General features: G+C 43.8%; 23 protein-coding genes and 1 pseudogene. 6 read left to right on the top strand and 18 right to left on the bottom strand.

Annotated features, from left to right (window positions below; genetic code table 11):
* Positions 1-2: 2 nt before the first annotated feature.
* The 18 genes and pseudogenes from rplF to JZ787_RS07550 all read right to left on the bottom strand — a co-directional run bounded on the left by rplF (position 3) and on the right by JZ787_RS07550 (position 8,648).
* A complete protein-coding gene (rplF, locus tag JZ787_RS07635; RefSeq protein WP_004691306.1) occupies positions 3-536 on the bottom strand; it encodes a 50S ribosomal protein L6 in 534 nt (177 codons plus the stop codon).
* A gap of 13 nt (positions 537-549) precedes the next feature.
* Positions 550-945, bottom strand: coding sequence for a 30S ribosomal protein S8 (rpsH, locus tag JZ787_RS07630; protein WP_004691308.1), 396 nt, complete (start codon positions 943-945; stop codon positions 550-552).
* Positions 946-957: 12 nt separating this feature from the next.
* The gene (rpsN, locus tag JZ787_RS07625) at positions 958-1,263 is read right to left on the bottom strand and encodes a 30S ribosomal protein S14 (RefSeq protein WP_004691309.1); all 306 of its coding nucleotides are present in this window, start codon (positions 1,261-1,263) and stop codon (positions 958-960) included.
* Between the two features lie 9 nt (positions 1,264-1,272).
* Positions 1,273-1,809 carry a 50S ribosomal protein L5 gene (gene rplE / locus JZ787_RS07620; protein WP_004691311.1) on the bottom strand — a complete coding sequence of 179 codons (537 nt, stop codon included), beginning with the start codon at positions 1,807-1,809 and terminating at the stop codon, positions 1,273-1,275.
* A 15-nt stretch (positions 1,810-1,824) separates the two neighbouring features.
* On the bottom strand, positions 1,825-2,142 hold the full coding sequence (gene rplX, locus JZ787_RS07615; protein WP_004691313.1) for a 50S ribosomal protein L24: 318 nt from the start codon (positions 2,140-2,142) through the stop codon (positions 1,825-1,827).
* A gap of 9 nt (positions 2,143-2,151) precedes the next feature.
* Complete coding sequence (gene rplN / locus JZ787_RS07610; RefSeq protein ID WP_004657680.1) at positions 2,152-2,520, bottom strand: 50S ribosomal protein L14; 369 nt, start codon at positions 2,518-2,520, stop codon at positions 2,152-2,154.
* A gap of 92 nt (positions 2,521-2,612) precedes the next feature.
* The gene (gene rpsQ, locus JZ787_RS07605) at positions 2,613-2,870 is read right to left on the bottom strand and encodes a 30S ribosomal protein S17 (RefSeq protein ID WP_004691314.1); all 258 of its coding nucleotides are present in this window, start codon (positions 2,868-2,870) and stop codon (positions 2,613-2,615) included.
* The gene (gene rpmC, locus JZ787_RS07600) at positions 2,867-3,064 is read right to left on the bottom strand and encodes a 50S ribosomal protein L29 (protein WP_004650482.1); all 198 of its coding nucleotides are present in this window, start codon (positions 3,062-3,064) and stop codon (positions 2,867-2,869) included. Before rpmC ends, rpsQ begins: the two co-directional genes overlap by 4 nt.
* Positions 3,064-3,477, bottom strand: coding sequence for a 50S ribosomal protein L16 (gene rplP, locus JZ787_RS07595; protein ID WP_004691317.1), 414 nt, complete (start codon positions 3,475-3,477; stop codon positions 3,064-3,066). The genes rpmC and rplP overlap by 1 nt, the downstream gene beginning before the upstream one ends.
* A pseudogene (gene rpsC / locus JZ787_RS07590) lies at positions 3,417-4,233 on the bottom strand (30S ribosomal protein S3). Before rpsC ends, rplP begins: the two are co-directional and overlap by 61 nt.
* A 1-nt stretch (position 4,234) precedes the next feature.
* Positions 4,235-4,564: a 50S ribosomal protein L22 gene (gene rplV, locus JZ787_RS07585; protein ID WP_004691320.1), complete on the bottom strand. Its 330-nt coding sequence runs from the start codon at positions 4,562-4,564 to the stop codon at positions 4,235-4,237.
* 9 nt (positions 4,565-4,573) lie between these two features.
* Complete coding sequence (gene rpsS / locus JZ787_RS07580; RefSeq protein WP_004281508.1) at positions 4,574-4,849, bottom strand: 30S ribosomal protein S19; 276 nt, start codon at positions 4,847-4,849, stop codon at positions 4,574-4,576.
* Between the two features lie 19 nt (positions 4,850-4,868).
* Entirely contained in the window at positions 4,869-5,693 is an 825-nt protein-coding gene (rplB, locus tag JZ787_RS07575) for a 50S ribosomal protein L2 (RefSeq protein WP_004691322.1), read from the bottom strand.
* Between the two features lie 11 nt (positions 5,694-5,704).
* Positions 5,705-6,025, bottom strand: coding sequence for a 50S ribosomal protein L23 (rplW, locus tag JZ787_RS07570; RefSeq protein ID WP_004691323.1), 321 nt, complete (start codon positions 6,023-6,025; stop codon positions 5,705-5,707).
* The gene (gene rplD / locus JZ787_RS07565) at positions 6,022-6,624 is read right to left on the bottom strand and encodes a 50S ribosomal protein L4 (protein WP_004691326.1); all 603 of its coding nucleotides are present in this window, start codon (positions 6,622-6,624) and stop codon (positions 6,022-6,024) included. Before rplD ends, rplW begins: the two co-directional genes overlap by 4 nt.
* Before the next feature lie 11 nt (positions 6,625-6,635).
* The gene (gene rplC, locus JZ787_RS07560; protein ID WP_010327592.1) at positions 6,636-7,274 is read right to left on the bottom strand and encodes a 50S ribosomal protein L3; all 639 of its coding nucleotides are present in this window, start codon (positions 7,272-7,274) and stop codon (positions 6,636-6,638) included.
* A 60-nt stretch (positions 7,275-7,334) separates the two neighbouring features.
* A complete protein-coding gene (gene rpsJ / locus JZ787_RS07555; RefSeq protein WP_000070912.1) occupies positions 7,335-7,646 on the bottom strand; it encodes a 30S ribosomal protein S10 in 312 nt (103 codons plus the stop codon).
* Between the two features lie 264 nt (positions 7,647-7,910).
* Positions 7,911-8,648 (bottom strand): type 1 glutamine amidotransferase, encoded by a 738-nt coding sequence (locus JZ787_RS07550; RefSeq protein ID WP_062032518.1) that lies wholly within the window; start codon positions 8,646-8,648, stop codon positions 7,911-7,913.
* A 161-nt stretch (positions 8,649-8,809) separates the two neighbouring features.
* Between JZ787_RS07550 and JZ787_RS07545 the strand changes: the two genes are divergently transcribed.
* From JZ787_RS07545 to JZ787_RS07520, 6 genes are all read left to right on the top strand, one after another.
* Positions 8,810-10,018: a PLP-dependent transferase gene (locus JZ787_RS07545; protein ID WP_346312045.1), complete on the top strand. Its 1,209-nt coding sequence runs from the start codon at positions 8,810-8,812 to the stop codon at positions 10,016-10,018.
* 8 nt (positions 10,019-10,026) lie between these two features.
* Entirely contained in the window at positions 10,027-11,610 is a 1,584-nt protein-coding gene (locus tag JZ787_RS07540) for a helicase HerA-like domain-containing protein (RefSeq protein ID WP_234964886.1), read from the top strand.
* 149 nt (positions 11,611-11,759) lie between these two features.
* Positions 11,760-12,968 (top strand): NO-inducible flavohemoprotein, encoded by a 1,209-nt coding sequence (gene hmpA, locus JZ787_RS07535; protein ID WP_346312044.1) that lies wholly within the window; start codon positions 11,760-11,762, stop codon positions 12,966-12,968.
* An 89-nt stretch (positions 12,969-13,057) separates the two neighbouring features.
* Positions 13,058-13,507: an Rrf2 family transcriptional regulator gene (locus JZ787_RS07530; protein ID WP_078390010.1), complete on the top strand. Its 450-nt coding sequence runs from the start codon at positions 13,058-13,060 to the stop codon at positions 13,505-13,507.
* Between the two features lie 103 nt (positions 13,508-13,610).
* Entirely contained in the window at positions 13,611-14,471 is an 861-nt protein-coding gene (gene yihA, locus JZ787_RS07525; RefSeq protein WP_010327597.1) for a ribosome biogenesis GTP-binding protein YihA/YsxC, read from the top strand.
* A gap of 140 nt (positions 14,472-14,611) precedes the next feature.
* Positions 14,612-15,556 carry a metal-dependent hydrolase gene (locus tag JZ787_RS07520; RefSeq protein ID WP_346312043.1) on the top strand — a complete coding sequence of 315 codons (945 nt, stop codon included), beginning with the start codon at positions 14,612-14,614 and terminating at the stop codon, positions 15,554-15,556.
* Positions 15,557-15,581: the final 25 nt, after the last annotated feature.

Genomic DNA, 15,581 nt, shown 5'->3' with positions numbered 1-15,581 from the left:
CCTTATTTCTTCTTAGCTTCTTTACGAAGTACAACTTCGTCAGAATAACGAACACCTTTACCTTTATAAGGCTCTGGTGGACGGTAACCACGGATATCTGCAGCAACCTGACCTAAACGTGCTTTATCAGCAGATTTAAGAACGATTTCAGTTGCTGTAGGAGTTTCAGCAGTTACACCTTCAGGAAGCGTATAGTCGATCGGGTGAGAGAAACCAAGGTTAAGGTTAACAATGTTACCTTTAACCGCAGCTTTATAACCAACACCGATAAGTTGTAACTTACGTTCGAAGCCTTCGCTCACACCTTTTACAAGGTTGTTAAGCACAGCGCGAGCAGTACCAGCTTGCATCCAAGCGTCTTTCGACTCAGCTTTTGGAGCAATCGCTAAAATACCGTCTTCCTGTTTAAGCTCGACCAGCGCATGCAGGGTGAAAGACAAAGTACCTTTGCTACCTTTCACTTCGACCTGCCGGCCGTTCTGAGTAACTGTTACACCGTTAGGTACAGTTACTGGGGCTTTAGCCACACGAGACATGAGGAATCACCTATTAAGAAACAAAAGCAATAACTTCACCACCGATACCTGCAGCACGTGCAGCGCGATCAGTCATGATGCCTTTGCTTGTAGAAACAATTGCAATACCTAAACCTTGCTTAACGCTCGGAAGTGCATCTTTACCACGATACTGACGTAGACCTGGACGGCTTACGCGTTTCACAGTTTCGATAACTGGTTTGCCTTCGAAATACTTTAAAGTCAAAGTAAGAGTTGCTTTGCCTTCAGCATCCGCAACTTCTACGTTTGAAATGTAACCTTCTTGTTGAAGAACGTTTGCAATAGCAACCTTCAACTTAGAGTTTGGCATAGAAACGGTTTGTTTCTTTGCCATTTGCGCGTTACGAACACGAGTTAACATGTCGGCAACGGTATCTTGCATACTCATCTATAGCGCTCCTTACCAGCTTGCCTTAACAACGCCCGGTACATCACCTTGCATTACTGTATCGCGTAATTTGTTACGGCTTAAACCGAACTTACGGAAGTAACCATGAGGACGACCAGTTAAACCACAACGGTTACGTAAACGTACTGGAGACGCATTACGTGGTAATGCTTGGAATTTCATCATCGCTTCGAAACGCTCTTCGTCGCTAGCATTTACGTTTGCAATAACAGCTTTTAATTCAGCACGTTTTGCAGCGTATTTAGCAACAGTAGCTTCGCGTTTCAATTCGCGATTAATCATACTTTTCTTAGCCATATCGACCTCTTATTTGAACGGGAAGCCAAATGCACGCATAAGCGCACGGCCTTCGTCATCGGTGCGAGCAGTCGTAGTGATGGTAATATCCATACCACGAATACGATCAATCTTATCAAAATCGATTTCAGGGAACATGATTTGTTCCTTAAGACCCATTGAGTAGTTGCCACGACCGTCAAATGATTTCGCAGAGAAACCACGGAAGTCACGGATACGAGGGATCGCAATCGAGATTAGACGGTCTAAGAATTCGTACATACGTTCGCCGCGTAAAGTAACTTTACAACCAATCGGCCAACCATCACGGATTTTGAAACCAGCGATTGATTTGCGAGCTAACGTAAGAACTGGTTTTTGACCAGCGATAGCTTGCATATCAGCAAGAGCACCATCAAGGAGTTTTTTGTCAGCAGCAGCTGCGCCAACACCCATGTTGATCGTGATTTTAGTAATGCGAGGAATATCCATCACATTTTTAACGGCTAAAGTCTCTTGTAATTGAGCCTTAAGTTCGTCGTTGTAACGCGTTTTAAGTCTGGCCATTGCCTTTTCAACCTATTACTTCGCTACCGCCACTGATTCACCATTTGACTTGTAAACGCGAGTTTTCACGCCTTCAGTCACTTGGTAACCAACACGGTCAGCCTTTTGGGTTGTAGCATTAAAAATTGCCACGTTAGAGATATGAAGCGAAGCTTCTTGTGTAACTACAGCGCCTTCAGCACCTGTTGCACGGTTCGGCTTTTGATGCTTCTTAACCAAGTTAAGGCCTTCAACCATAACACGGTCATTTGAAACAGACAGAACAGTACCCTGTTTGCCTTTTTCTTTACCTGCGATCACAATAACTTGATCGCCTTTTTTAATCTTAGCCATGATTGCCTCTTATAGAACTTCAGGAGCCAGTGAAATAATTTTCATGAACTGTTCAGTACGAAGTTCACGAGTCACTGGTCCGAAAATACGAGTTGCAATCGGCGCTTTGTTGTTGTTCAAAATAACAGCAGCGTTATCGTCGAAACGAATCACTGAACCGTCTGGACGACGGATACCGAATTTTGTACGAACTACAACAGCATTCATCACGTCACCTTTTTTAACACGTGCGCGTGGAATAGCTTCTTTTACAGTAACTTTAATAATGTCGCCAACAGAAGCATAACGACGGTGTGAACCACCAAGTACTTTAATACATTGTACGCGGCGAGCACCACTATTGTCTGCTACGTCTAGCATACTTTCGGTTTGAATCATTGCCCTACTCCAAAACCGAGCATCACCGGTCACAATTTCGAAAGGCTCAAAGAGTACTCGAAATTAACCGATGATGCAACAGATACGTCTAATTACTCAGCAGCAGCTTCAACAACTTCAACTAGAGTCCAAGACTTAGTTTTAGAAATTGGGCGGCTTTCTTTGATAGTCACAACGTCGCCAGTTTTAGCTGTGTTGTTCTCATCGTGAGCATGTAATTTAGTTGAACGGCGGATTGATTTGCCATACAACGGGTGTTGAACGCGGCGTTCGATAAGTACAACAATAGACTTGTCCATTTTGTCGCTTACTACTTTGCCGGTTAACGTGCGAACTGTTTGTTCACTCATTGTCCGTTCCCCTGTTTTTCGGTAAGGAGTGTCTTAATACGAGCAATTGTCTTACGAGTAAGTGCAACTTCGTGCGATTTACCCAATTGACCAGTTGCTTTTGCCATACGAAGACGGAATTGGTTAAGCTGTTGCTCATCAAGCAAAGCTGTCAACTCTTCTACCGACTTTTCACGTAGATCTTTAGTTTTCATTACATTACCGTCCGAGTCACGATAGTGGTTTTAAACGGAAGTTTAGCAGCTGCAAGCGTAAACGCTTCGCGAGCCAATTCTTCGTTAACACCATCAATTTCGTACAAGACTTTACCTGGTTTGATTTGACAAACCCAGTATTCCACAGAACCTTTACCTTTACCCATACGCACTTCAAGAGGCTTAGAAGTAATTGGCTTGTCTGGGAAAACACGGATAAAGATCTTACCACCACGTTTAATACGACGGCTGATTGTACGACGCGCTGCTTCAATTTGACGAGCAGTCATTTGACCACGCTCAACAGATTTAAGTGCGATTGTACCAAAAGATACCGAGCTACCGCGGTGAGCTAGACCAGTGTTACGGCCTTTCTGCACTTTACGGAATTTAGTACGTTTAGGTTGTAACATGGATTATTCTCCTTTTTCAGCAGAACGATCATTGCGACGACCACGACGCTCTTGACCTTCACCACGACCACGACCGCGTTTAGCTGGACGTTCTTCAGCTGGAGCTGGGTTCATGACTTGTTTCATGCCACCCAAGATCTCACCACGGAAGATCCAAACTTTAACACCAATCGTACCGTAAGTCGTTTCAGCACGCATAGTTGAATAATCGATGTCTGCACGAAGTGTATGCAAAGGTACGCGACCTTCACGATACCACTCAGTACGAGCAATCTCAGCACCACCTAAACGGCCTGATACTTCAACTTTGATACCTTTAGCACCAGCACGCATTGTGTTTTGAACCGCACGCTTCATAGCACGACGGAACATTACACGTTTTTCTAATTGAGAAGCGATCGCTTCAGCAACTAAACGAGCGTCTAAGTCTGGGCGATCGATTTCATTGATGCTTACTTGCGCTGGAATACCCATAATTTGAGTAAGTTCACGCTGTAGTTTCTCAATGTCTTCGCCTTTTTTACCGATAACGATACCAGGACGTGCAGTGCTAATAGTTACTTTAGCAGCGCCCGTAGGACGTTCGATAAGAATATTGCTGATCATTGCATTCTTAAGTTTTTTAGTTAAAAACTCACGAACTTGAAGATCTTTAAGCAAGTATTCAGCGTATTGTTTCGGACTCGCATACCAGTTGGCGTTATGACGTTTTACAACACCAAGGCGGATACCGATTGGATGAACCTTCTGACCCATATCAAACCCCTACCTTAACGGTAATGTGACAAGTACGCTTAGTAATACGATCTGCACGGCCTTTAGCACGTGGCATAATACGTTTAAGGCTAGTGCCTTCATCAACGTAAATCGTAGTAACCTTAAGGTCGTCTACATCTAAACTGTTATTGTGTTCAGCGTTTGCAATTGCAGATTCCAATGCTTTTTTCACCAAAACTGCAGCTTTTTTGTTGCTGAAGTTGAGAATATTAAGCGCGTGAGCAACAGATTTGCCACGGATTAGGTCTGCAACCAAACGAGTTTTTTGTGCCGAGATAGCGGCACCGCGTAATTTAGCAGTAACTTCCATCATAGCACCTTAACGTTTAGATTTCTTGTCAACACCGTGACCACGATAGGTACGAGTTGGCGCGAATTCACCAAGTTTGTGACCAACCATATGTTCAGATACGATCACTGGAACATGGTTACGGCCATTATGTACAGAAATTGTTAAACCAACAAAATCTGGGAGGATCATCGAACGACGCGACCAAGTTTTGATCGGCTTACGGTTATTAGCCGCGATAGCCGCTTCAACCTTAGCGAACAAGTGCGCATCGACGAATGGGCCTTTTTTCAGAGAACGAGGCATTGTCAGATTCCTTTACTTGTTACTTAACGCGACGGTCGCGAATAATCATCTTAGTCGTACGCTTATTGGTACGTGTCTTGTACCCTTTAGCTTTTTGACCCCATGGGCTTACAGGTTGAATACCTTTGCTACGACCTTCACCACCACCGTGCGGGTGATCTACTGGGTTCATCGCCATACCACGAACGGTAGGACGAACGCCACGCCAGCGTGCTGCACCTGCTTTACCAAGTGAACGAAGGTTGCTTTCTTGGTTAGAAACTTCACCAAGAACTGCACGGCACTCAACGTGAATTTTACGCATTTCACCAGAACGTAAACGAACGATAGCGTAAGAACCGTCACGACCCAACAACTGAACTGAAGTACCAGCAGAACGAGCTAATTGCGCGCCTTTACCGATTTTAAGTTCGATGTTGTGAAGAGTAGAACCGATAGGCATGTTGCGAAGCGGTAAACAGTTACCTGGACGAATTGGAGCATCGTTACCAGATTGAACTTTATCGCCAGCGCGAAGGCCTTTAGGCGCGATGATGTAGCGACGCTCACCATCAGCATACAATACTAGTGCAATGTGTGCTGTACGGTTAGGATCGTATTCAATACGCTCTACAGTTGCAGGAATACCATCTTTGTTACGCTTAAAGTCAACTAGACGGTAGTGCTGCTTGTGACCGCCACCAACGTGACGAGTCGTGATGTGACCGTTGTTATTACGACCACCAGTACGTTTTTTAGCTTCAACCAACGGAGCATAAGGCGCACCTTTGTGAAGATGGTCGTGAACGACTTTCTCTACAAAGCGACGTCCAGGAGACGTTGGCTTACATTTTTGAATTGGCATAATTCTCGTCCTTATTCCGCTGCGCTTTCAGCGGTATCGCCCAAGTCAGCCATTTCAACATCTTGGCCAGCTTTCAGGGTGACGTATGCTTTTTTAACATCAGAACGACGTCCTAATGTTTTACCAAAGCGTTTAGTCTTACCTTTAGTGATCGTTGTGTTAACTTTAACAACCTGAACACCAAACAATTGCTCAACAGCTTTTTTGATTTCAAGTTTGTTTGCATCAAGTGCAACTTTGAAAACTTGAACACCAGCAGTTTCGCCTAAAACTTGTGCTTTTTCTGAGAATACAGGTCCTTGTAGGACTTGATAGATACGTTCGTTGTTCATCCGAGTTCTACCTCAATTTTCTTAGCAGCAGCTACAGACATAACAACTTTATCGAACGCAATCAAGCTAACAGGATCGATAGCAGCAGCATCAACCACATCAACGTGTGGAATGTTGCGCGCTGCAAGGTATAGATTCTCATCTACAGATTCTGTAACGATCAATGCGCGAGTAGCATTCAAGTCGTTAAGTTTTGCAAGCAACTCTTTAGTTTTTGGAGCAGCAACAGCAAACTCTTCAACCAATACAAGACGATCTTGGCGAACAAGTTCAGCTAAGATACATTGCATTGCACCGCGATACATTTTGCGGTTAACTTTTTGAGACCAATCTTGTGGGCGAGCAGCAAAAGTTTTACCACCACCTACCCAGATTGGGCTACGAATAGAACCAGCACGAGCGCGACCAGTACCTTTTTGACGGAATGGCTTTTTACCACCGCCAGAAACGTCTGCACGTGATTTCTGAGCTTTTGAACCTTGACGGCCACCAGCTAAATAAGCTGTAACAACCTGATGTACAAGAGCTTCATTGAATTCACGACCGAACGCAACTTCTGATAATTCAACAGCAGAGCCGGAAACAGTATTTAAATTCACGTTATTTCCCCTCAGGCCTTGATCGTAGGACGAACAGTTACGTCACCACCAGTAGCGCCAGGAATTGCACCCTTCACTACTAAAACTGAACGTTCTGCGTCGATAGATACAATTTCTAGACCCTGTACAGTTACGCGTTCAGCACCTAAATGGCCAGCCATTTTTTTGCCTTTGAACACGCGACCAGGAGTCTGGTTTTGACCTGTAGAACCTAAAACACGGTGAGAAACTGAGTTACCGTGAGTCGCATCTTGCGTACGGAAGTTCCAACGCTTAACACCACCTTGGAAACCTTTACCTTTCGACTGACCAGTTACGTCAACTACTTGACCAACTGTGAACATGTCTACACCGATAGTTCCACCAACTTCACGACCTTCAAGATCAGCTTCTGTTGCACGAAATTCTTGAACTAGACGACCAGCAGCAACACCCGCTTTTGCGAAGTGACCTTTCTGAGCATTAGTTACGCGAGATTCGCGACGTTCACCAGTAGTGATTTGAATCGCTTGATAACCATCAGTTTCAAGCGTTTTGATTTGAGTGATGCGGTTAGGATCAACCTCAATCACTGTAACAGGCACAGAAACACCAGCATCTGTAAAGATACGTGTCATACCGCACTTGCGACCGACTAAACCAATAGCCATGTGCATAAACCTCTAAAAAAGCGGCCTAATTAACTTAGAGCGTTAATTAACCCGAAAGCCTTAACCCAATGCGATCTGAACATCAACACCAGCTGCAAGATCTAACTTCATCAATGCATCTACAGTTTTGTCTGTAGGTTGAACGATGTCGATCAAACGTTTATAAGTGCGGATCTCGTATTGGTCACGCGCATCTTTGTTAACGTGTGGTGATGTTAAAACGTTAAAACGTTCAATGCGTGTAGGCATTGGAATTGGACCACAAACTTGTGCGCCAGTACGTTTTGCTGTTTCTACGATTTCTTGAGCTGATTGATCAATTAAACGGTGATCAAAAGACTTCAAACGGATACGAATTCTCTGGTTAGACATACCAGTAAACTCCAAGCCAAATATATAAAGAATCACTCCTGACGCATCTCACCCCACTAAAAGGTAAGTGTCAAGAGCAGTGAAATATCACTAAGGTCATGATCGATGCCACGACTGTCACGATGTTAACTACTTTATTCGCAGTTAACCCCCTTTCATTAAAGGGTCGCTCATTATAGCCATTGTTTAATGCATAAGCAAATCCATTTTTGATTTTTTACAATATATTCAATTTGTTTGGATTATCAGTAGCTTAAAAAAGCATCAATAGATTGTTTGCCGCAACACATAATCAATTGCACTATTAAGAATTTGATTTCCCTCAATAAAATTTAATTTAGGCGATTTTTTCAATTCGGTTTCAGTTGCCACGTATTGCCCCGAAAACTTATTCAGCTCGTCATCATTTTCTAAAAAGAGTGCCAAGGTTTCTGGCACGATCTCTGGGTGAAATTGAAAACCCAATACATTCTTTCCAATTTGGTACATTTGATTGCGACAGACTGTATTTTCAGCCAAATGTACAGCACCTTTTGGAATTTCAAAGGTTTCGCTATGCCATTGCATCACATTAAACTGTTCAGGTAACTCAAAGCATTCTGTTGGGACGTGCTGGATTTTGCGTACTGTCGCCCAACCCAACTCCTGTTGTTCATTGCGACTGACCGCAGCTCCAAGTGCATTGGCAATCAGTTGCCCACCCAAGCATAAACCAATCGCAGGTTTTCCTGCGGCCAAGTAACGCCTTAACCAACGCTTCTCAATCTTTAACCATGGAAAATTCGCTTCATCATTCACACTCATGGTGCCCCCCATAATGATGAGTAAGTCAACATCCTCAACACTCGGTAAAGCTTCTATCTCTAAGGCTTGATCTATAGGTAAAGCAAAAAACTCTGTTGCACTGATCACTGCACCTTGTTGTTTTAAATATGTATAGCAACTGCCGAACCCTTCACCAGCAATATGCTGAAAATAATGTACTTTTAAATGCGACGTCATGCGCTTATGCCTTCTTTTTACTATCCTTGCAGATGATTTAGCAAAATTGAAGCCAACTTTTTATTTTGCTTACCTTTATTCACATTTGTTCAATTTTCTCGCCTATTTAGAAACTTTCTCTTAAGCTAAAAACAATTTATCGCTTTATGATGAGTCGATTCGTGAAAAAAAACCCGCAAACCGCATTGGTTCATGCACCAAGACAAGCGCCTCAGTACATTTCAACGGTCCAACCTCCCCTGTATCGTGCATCGACGATTATTTTTAAAGATACCGATGCACTGTTTAATCGCCATTGGACCGATGACTATGACTATAGTTATGGCACCCATGGCACCCCCACCACCTTTACGTTAGGCGATAACATTGCACAAATTGAGGGTGGAAGGTACTGCCTACTCGCACCGAGTGGTTTATCTGCCATCAACCTAGTGAACTCATGTTTTTTAAGTCATGGTGATGAAGTTTGGGTGGCAGATAATATTTACGGGCCAAACATGGAGCATCTTCGTAATCTAGAAAAACGCTATGGCATTGATGTTCGTGTTTATAACCCTATTGATGTGTCCTCTTTCCAACCGACGGAAAAAGCTAAACTGATTTGGCTAGAAGCCACAGGGTCGGTCACACTGGAGTTTCCAGATTTGGTCGGGCTGGTAAAAAAGGCACAAGCACATCATATGCTCACTGCTTTAGACAACACATGGGGCGCAGGCCTTGCCTTTAATGCTTTTGATTTTAGTGATGAGCACTTAAGTGTAGATGTGACAGTACATGCTTTAACCAAGTACCCAAGTGGCGGTGGAGACATTTTAATGGGCTCAGTCGTGACACGCGAACGAGCTTTACATCATCAACTCTTTCGCACGCATGCCATTCAAGGCATTAGCGTCTCTGGGGATGATGTTGCTCAAGTCCAACGTAGTCTGGCATCAATGCGCGTTCGGTATGCCGCACAGTCTGAAAGTGCGCTACAGCTACTGGCATGGCTAAAACAACAACCCGAATTTGTGCAGGTCTTACACCCTGCTGACTCGAGTGCTGCAGGTCATTCATATTGGAAAGACATTTGTGTCGATCAACACAGTGCAGGTTTAGTCAGTGTCATTTTCAAACCCGAATTTGATCTACAGGATATTCGTCAGTTTTGTGATGCCCTGTCGCTCTTCAAACTCGGCTTTAGTTGGGGCGGTCCTGTAAGTTTAGTGATGCTGTATGACCTCAAAGACATGCGTGCACTTGAGCATACACATTTACAACAAGGTTTATTGGTTCGCTTTTGTATAGGACTAGAACATCCTGCCGATTTAATTCAAGATATAGAAAACGCACTAAAACAACTGAATAACCATCACAAAAAAATTGAATAGGAAGAAGTATGAGCACCCCGATCATCATTGCCAAGAAAACCACGAATACCCAACAAGATGTTGTTCTACACTCGAAGTTTGCCAACCGTCATGGCTTAATTGCAGGGGCAACAGGGACAGGTAAAACCGTAACCCTGAAGGTGTTGGCTGAAAGTTTTTCCAGACTCGGGGTGCCCGTATTTTTAGCCGATGCCAAAGGTGATGTTTCCAGCTTAGCGCAGGCAGGCGCATCCAACCCAAAATTTGATGAACGCATTAAAAGTTTAGGCATCGACAGCATTCCCTTTGCTGCCTCACCCGTGGTGTTTTGGGATTTATTTGCTGAACAAGGTCATCCTATTCGGACCACGATTACCGAAATTGGCCCGCTGTTGCTGGCACGTATGCTCAATTTGAATGACACCCAAGAAGGGGTACTTTCTGCGGTATTTCGTATTGCAGATGATCAAGGCATGTTACTGATCGACTTTAAAGACTTAAAAGCCATGATTGGTTATGTCAGTGAACATGCCGCAGAGTTTAAAGCCGAATATGGCAACCTATCTCCTGCCAGCCTTGGCGCGATTCAACGGAATTTATTGGCACTGGCTGATCAAGGCGGTGATCAATTCTTCGGGGAGCCCAGCTTAAATATTCTTGACTTTATTCAGACCGACAGTAATGGTCATGGTTATATCAATATCTTAGCCGCAGACAAGCTCATGAATACCCCAAAGCTCTATGCCACTTTTCTGCTTTGGATGCTTTCAGAATTATTTGAACAGCTGCCTGAGGTTGGCGATATGGACAAGCCCAAGCTAGTGTTCTTCTTTGATGAAGCGCATTTGCTGTTTGATAATGCCAGTGCAGCGCTGCAAGAAAAAATTGAACAAGTGGTGCGCCTGATCCGCTCCAAAGGGGTTGGTATTTACTTTGTCACGCAAAACCCACTGGATTTGCCTGAAAGCGTGTTAGGGCAGCTCGGCAATCGCGTACAACATGCCTTACGTGCCTTTACCCCGAAAGATCAAAAAGCAGTAAAAACGGCTGCGGATACCTTCCGTGCCAACCCTGAATTTAAGGTTGAGCAAGCCATCACTGAACTAGCTGTGGGTGAAGCTTTAATTAGTTGCCTAGATGAACAAGGCACGCCGCAAGTCGTAGAGCGTGCATGGGTGATGCCACCCTATTCGTCTTTCACTCCGATTAGCTCAGAGCAACGTCAAGCCTTAATTTCTCAAAGTATTGTGGCAGGTATTTATGAAAAAAGTCTAGACCGTGAAAGTGCCTTTGAACTTCTACAAAATAAAGTGGTTGAACGCCAACAACAAGCGGTACAGATAGAGCAAGATAAACAACAAGCCAAAGAACAAGAAGCGCTAGCGAAACAGAAGGCCAAAGAAGCTGAGACTCTGGCCAAGCAACAAGCACGTGAGCAAGAGCGGATTGCGAAAGAACAGCAAAAAGAAGCTGAACGTGAAGCAAAACAGCGTGAGAAGCTAATTCAAGACACAGTAGGAACTTTTGCCAAAAGCGCCGCACGTAGTCTCGGGGGCAGTACGGGACAAAAAATCGTCCGTGGTTTACTCGGCTCATTGTTTGGTCGTAAGTGATCTACTTTTTAAATCTAAAAATCAAAATTTATGGGATATTCATATATCCCATATAAAAGTTAAGCTTTTACCAAAAGATGTATTTACATTACATCTTTAAAGGTATATTTTAAATACATCTTATAAATGATAGCCAAGAGAGATCAAACATGACTCCGCAGCAAATTGAACTTGTAAAAGCAACTGTTCCTGTCCTTCGTGAAAATGGTGTTGCACTCACAGGTTATTTTTATAACCGCATGTTAGGCAACAATCCTAATTTAAAAGAAACCTTTAATATGGGACATCAACGCAGTGGTGCTCAAGCCCAAGCTTTGGCGGGTGCTGTGTTGGCCTATGCAGAAAACATTGAAGATCCTTCAGTATTACTCCCTGTGGTTGAGCTGATTGCCCACAAACATGTCAGCTTGAATATTCAAGCACCCGACTACAATATTGTTGGGGAAAACCTCCTCCATTCGATTAGTGAAGTTTTAAGTATTTCAATGGAGGATCCATTGATTGATGCTTGGGCTGCGGCGTATGGTCAATTGGCTGATTTATTCATTAGCACTGAAAAAGCGATTTATGAGCAACATCAACAAACCAAAGGGAGCTGGTTAGGCTGGCGCAACTTTAAAATCGCGAAGAAAGTGGTTGAAAGCGATGAAATCACTTCTTTCTATCTTGCCCCTGTGGACGGTGGTGATTTACCAAAATATGAAGCAGGTCAGTACATTTCAGTACGTGTATTTGTTGAGGAACTTGGTCTAAAACAACCTCGCCAATACACCCTTTCAACTAACCCTCAAGCTGACTATTTACGTATCTCGGTTAAACGCGAAGATGAAAAAGGTGATTTGGCGGGAGGCTGGGTGTCAAATACTCTGCATGGTTTAGCCGAAGGTGCTGAAATTGAAGTGTCTGCACCAACAGGTAACTTCTACCTGATTGACCCAAATAAACGCAATGTCTTTATTAGTGGTGGTGTAGGCCTCACGCCAATGGTGGCGATGCTGAATCAATTGGTGACTTTGGATATGCCAGAGCCTGTGACTTTTGTGCACGCCTGCCGTAGCAAACAAGTGCATGCCATGAAACAGCACATTCATGACTTAAAAGCCAAATACCCACGCTTAAGTACCTTTACTGCATATGAGTTCCCACATCAAAGCGATGTTTTGGGTCAAGATTATGATGCGAAGGGTCGCCTTGATTTGAGTACCATTGATAGCGCGATTTTACCTGTTCAAGCAGACTACTACTTATGTGGCCCAATGCCATTTATGGCAGAACAACAAAAAGCCCTGATTGCCCGTGGTGTTCCTGCTGAAAATATTCACAGTGAAGCTTTTGGTACAGGTGGTGTTCACCACTAACCCATGCCATCAGCATAAAATAGAGAGGGTTAGTCAGGTTATGCTAGACTAGCCCTTTGTTTTTTTGCTTATCAACGATCAGTACCCTCATGCAGCTCAATAAATTTACCGATTATGCTTTGCGAATTCTGATGTATGTTTCACAGCCGAAAGCGCTGCCGCATACCATTGCAGAACTGGCGCAAGCACTACAAGTGTCTGAAAACCACTTGATGAAAATCGTACACTTTATGGCGAAACAGCAGTGGATTATTACTGCACGCGGTCGTGGCGGTGGGATTCGACTCAATCCAGAAACCCTACATTTAAGACTGGGCGAGATTGTACGCATCTTGCAAGCGGATCAGAACATTGTGGAATGTAACACCCCGCCTTGCGTACTCCGTTCGAATTGCGGACTGAAAGGGATCTTAGATCAAGCGTTGGATCAGTTCTATCACAGCTTAGACCAATATACCTTAGCGGATGTACTGGGTACTGAGGCTCAGAATAAGTTCACAACCCACTCGCCGATTAACCTGATCAATCTTGCCGATTAAGGTCTTTTATAGACAAGATTACGGACTTTACGCTGCAAAGGTCGATTGCCTGCTCGACTTCCATTATAATGGCTGATTGTAGATCATAAATTGAAGTTGAGTTATGCACCACAGCCGAGGAAAATCCAAAAACAGTAAAATTGCTGCTGCCCCAAAGCAAAAAATTAGCTATGAAAAAAAGGTAGATTCTGCAGTTACTGAATATGCTGTGCGCGCTCTCAACTGGCTGCGTAAAGCAGAGTTTTTAATGAGTGCCCCGAAGCTCAACCTGTGTGTAGAAGATACAGGCTATGAAATTGCCTTTGCGGGTCGTTCAAATGCAGGTAAGTCTAGTGCGATCAATGCCTTAACCAACCAAAAACAATTGGCTCGTGCCTCGAAAAGACCGGGTCGTACGCAGATGATTAACTTTTTCAGTCTGGGTAATCCTGACCAACGTCTCGTCGACTTACCTGGTTATGGTTATGCAGCCGTGCCTGAAGCAATGAAAATCGTGTGGCAAAAAGAGTTAGAAAATTACCTGATTCAGCGTAAAAGCTTACAAGGCTTAGTCTTGTTGATGGATATTCGTCATCCACTACAGCACTTTGACGTGATGATGTTGGAATGGGCTTATTCACGTAAATTGTTTGTGCATGTACTGCTAACCAAGTCCGATAAACTCAACCGTGGCCCTGCCTCTAAAGCATTGCAAGAAGTTAAAGCCCAATTGAAAAAGATGAAACTGGATTTCTCAATTCAATTGTTCTCTTCCCTCAATAAACAAGGCCTAGAAGAACTGGCAAGTGTGATGGGCGGACGACTGAATTTTACTTTAGACCAAGCCCAACATTTTGACTTAAGCAGCATTCCAGATGCAACAGCCGATGAGCTGGATGCAGACGAGTTCGATGAAGATCCTGAAGCCGCGATAGATCTTGACGCTGAAGACGATGTGGAAACCAAACCACAGTCTGAGGCTTAAGTTTTAAACGCCAACCTATAAAAGCATCATCTATTGCTGTATCTGTGTCCCCTATTGCTAATCGCAATCGGGGACTTTTTTTTATACTGACTTTATTCAGCTCGTGAAAAAGTTCAACACATATAAAAATAGGTCAGCATATGAAATTATGGTCTCGATTGAAAAAAAACAAAACTCGTTCCTCTATTGCCTACACAATTAAGCCTCGCAAAGTTAAATTTGAGTGGCAAGACAGTCCGATTGATTGGATTCCCAACCACCCTTTTGCCAGCTATTTCATCAATGAAATTAATATGATCCTGCCCGCTGGTGAGTTCTGGTTCTGCCGCCTCTATAACAAAGTCTTACCACAAATTAGCGATGAAAAGCTGAAGCAAGATGTACAAGCCTTTATTCGCCAAGAAGCCATGCATGCGCAGGCACACAACTCAGCCAATAAAGAGTATCTCAGCCAAAGAAAGATTGATGTCTCCCGTAATCTAGCGTTGATGGATTTCTTATTTGGAAAATTACTGGCCGATAAACCACTTGATCTCACTGTACCTAAAGCACTTGAGCACCAGTGGGATCTGTTTCGACTCGGTATTATTGCCACGGTGGAACACATGACCTGTGTCCTTGGAAAATATGCACTGGACAACACCGAATGGGAAAAAATGGGCGCTGACCCTGCGATGCTAGACTTAATCAAATGGCACGGCGCAGAAGAAATTGAACACCGTACCGTCGCATTTGATTTGTACCGACATTTAGGTGGAGGCTATATTGCGCGCTATTATTTGAGTCTGGTGGTGATTGCTGCCGTGCTGGGTTTATGGGTTGATGGTGCAGCTCATATTATGAAACAAGATGACCGCTTTAAGTCGATTCAACCCAGTCTGTTTAAACCTTGGATTTGGCGTGAGTGGCTGTCTATTTCTAAACGAAATCATCAAGTGCTGCCAAGTCCATTATGGCTCATTTCACAGCAATTTGGCTATTTGGTGCCATGGTATGACCCTGTACATGAAGCCAAAACAGAAGATGCGATTGCCTACTTAGACCAATCCCCTGCAGCTAAACGTGCCATGCTCAAAGTCGCTTAATCCCCTAAAATAAAAAAGCAGCTCA

The organism is Acinetobacter sp. BWR-L5, assembly GCF_039655985.1.
Lineage (GTDB): Bacteria > Pseudomonadota > Gammaproteobacteria > Pseudomonadales > Moraxellaceae > Acinetobacter > Acinetobacter johnsonii.
The sequence above is the reverse complement of the archived record's forward strand: the minus strand, read 5'-3'. Positions and strand labels throughout refer to the sequence as shown.

Excerpts from the sequence above, each read along its gene's own strand:
- rplF (WP_004691306.1), bottom strand. The coding sequence starts at position 536 with ATGTCTCGTGTGGCTAAAGCCCCAGTAACTGTACCTAACGGTGTAACA.
- rpsH (WP_004691308.1), bottom strand. The coding sequence starts at position 945 with ATGAGTATGCAAGATACCGTTGCCGACATGTTAACTCGTGTTCGTAAC.
- rpsN (WP_004691309.1), bottom strand. The coding sequence starts at position 1,263 with ATGGCTAAGAAAAGTATGATTAATCGCGAATTGAAACGCGAAGCTACT.
- rplE (WP_004691311.1), bottom strand. The coding sequence starts at position 1,809 with ATGGCCAGACTTAAAACGCGTTACAACGACGAACTTAAGGCTCAATTA.
- rplX (WP_004691313.1), bottom strand. The coding sequence starts at position 2,142 with ATGGCTAAGATTAAAAAAGGCGATCAAGTTATTGTGATCGCAGGTAAA.
- rplN (WP_004657680.1), bottom strand. The coding sequence starts at position 2,520 with ATGATTCAAACCGAAAGTATGCTAGACGTAGCAGACAATAGTGGTGCT.
- rpsQ (WP_004691314.1), bottom strand. The coding sequence starts at position 2,870 with ATGAGTGAACAAACAGTTCGCACGTTAACCGGCAAAGTAGTAAGCGAC.
- rpmC (WP_004650482.1), bottom strand. The coding sequence starts at position 3,064 with ATGAAAACTAAAGATCTACGTGAAAAGTCGGTAGAAGAGTTGACAGCT.
- rplP (WP_004691317.1), bottom strand. The coding sequence starts at position 3,477 with ATGTTACAACCTAAACGTACTAAATTCCGTAAAGTGCAGAAAGGCCGT.
- rplV (WP_004691320.1), bottom strand. The coding sequence starts at position 4,564 with ATGGAAGTTACTGCTAAATTACGCGGTGCCGCTATCTCGGCACAAAAA.
- rpsS (WP_004281508.1), bottom strand. The coding sequence starts at position 4,849 with ATGCCTCGTTCTCTGAAAAAAGGCCCATTCGTCGATGCGCACTTGTTC.
- rplB (WP_004691322.1), bottom strand. The coding sequence starts at position 5,693 with ATGCCAATTCAAAAATGTAAGCCAACGTCTCCTGGACGTCGCTTTGTA.
- rplW (WP_004691323.1), bottom strand. The coding sequence starts at position 6,025 with ATGAACAACGAACGTATCTATCAAGTCCTACAAGGACCTGTATTCTCA.
- rplC (WP_010327592.1), bottom strand. The coding sequence starts at position 7,274 with ATGGCTATTGGTTTAGTCGGTCGCAAGTGCGGTATGACACGTATCTTT.
- rpsJ (WP_000070912.1), bottom strand. The coding sequence starts at position 7,646 with ATGTCTAACCAGAGAATTCGTATCCGTTTGAAGTCTTTTGATCACCGT.
- JZ787_RS07550 (WP_062032518.1), bottom strand. The coding sequence starts at position 8,648 with ATGACGTCGCATTTAAAAGTACATTATTTTCAGCATATTGCTGGTGAA.
- JZ787_RS07540 (WP_234964886.1), top strand. The coding sequence starts at position 10,027 with ATGAGCACCCCGATCATCATTGCCAAGAAAACCACGAATACCCAACAA.
- hmpA (WP_346312044.1), top strand. The coding sequence starts at position 11,760 with ATGACTCCGCAGCAAATTGAACTTGTAAAAGCAACTGTTCCTGTCCTT.
- JZ787_RS07530 (WP_078390010.1), top strand. The coding sequence starts at position 13,058 with ATGCAGCTCAATAAATTTACCGATTATGCTTTGCGAATTCTGATGTAT.
- yihA (WP_010327597.1), top strand. The coding sequence starts at position 13,611 with ATGCACCACAGCCGAGGAAAATCCAAAAACAGTAAAATTGCTGCTGCC.
- JZ787_RS07520 (WP_346312043.1), top strand. The coding sequence starts at position 14,612 with ATGAAATTATGGTCTCGATTGAAAAAAAACAAAACTCGTTCCTCTATT.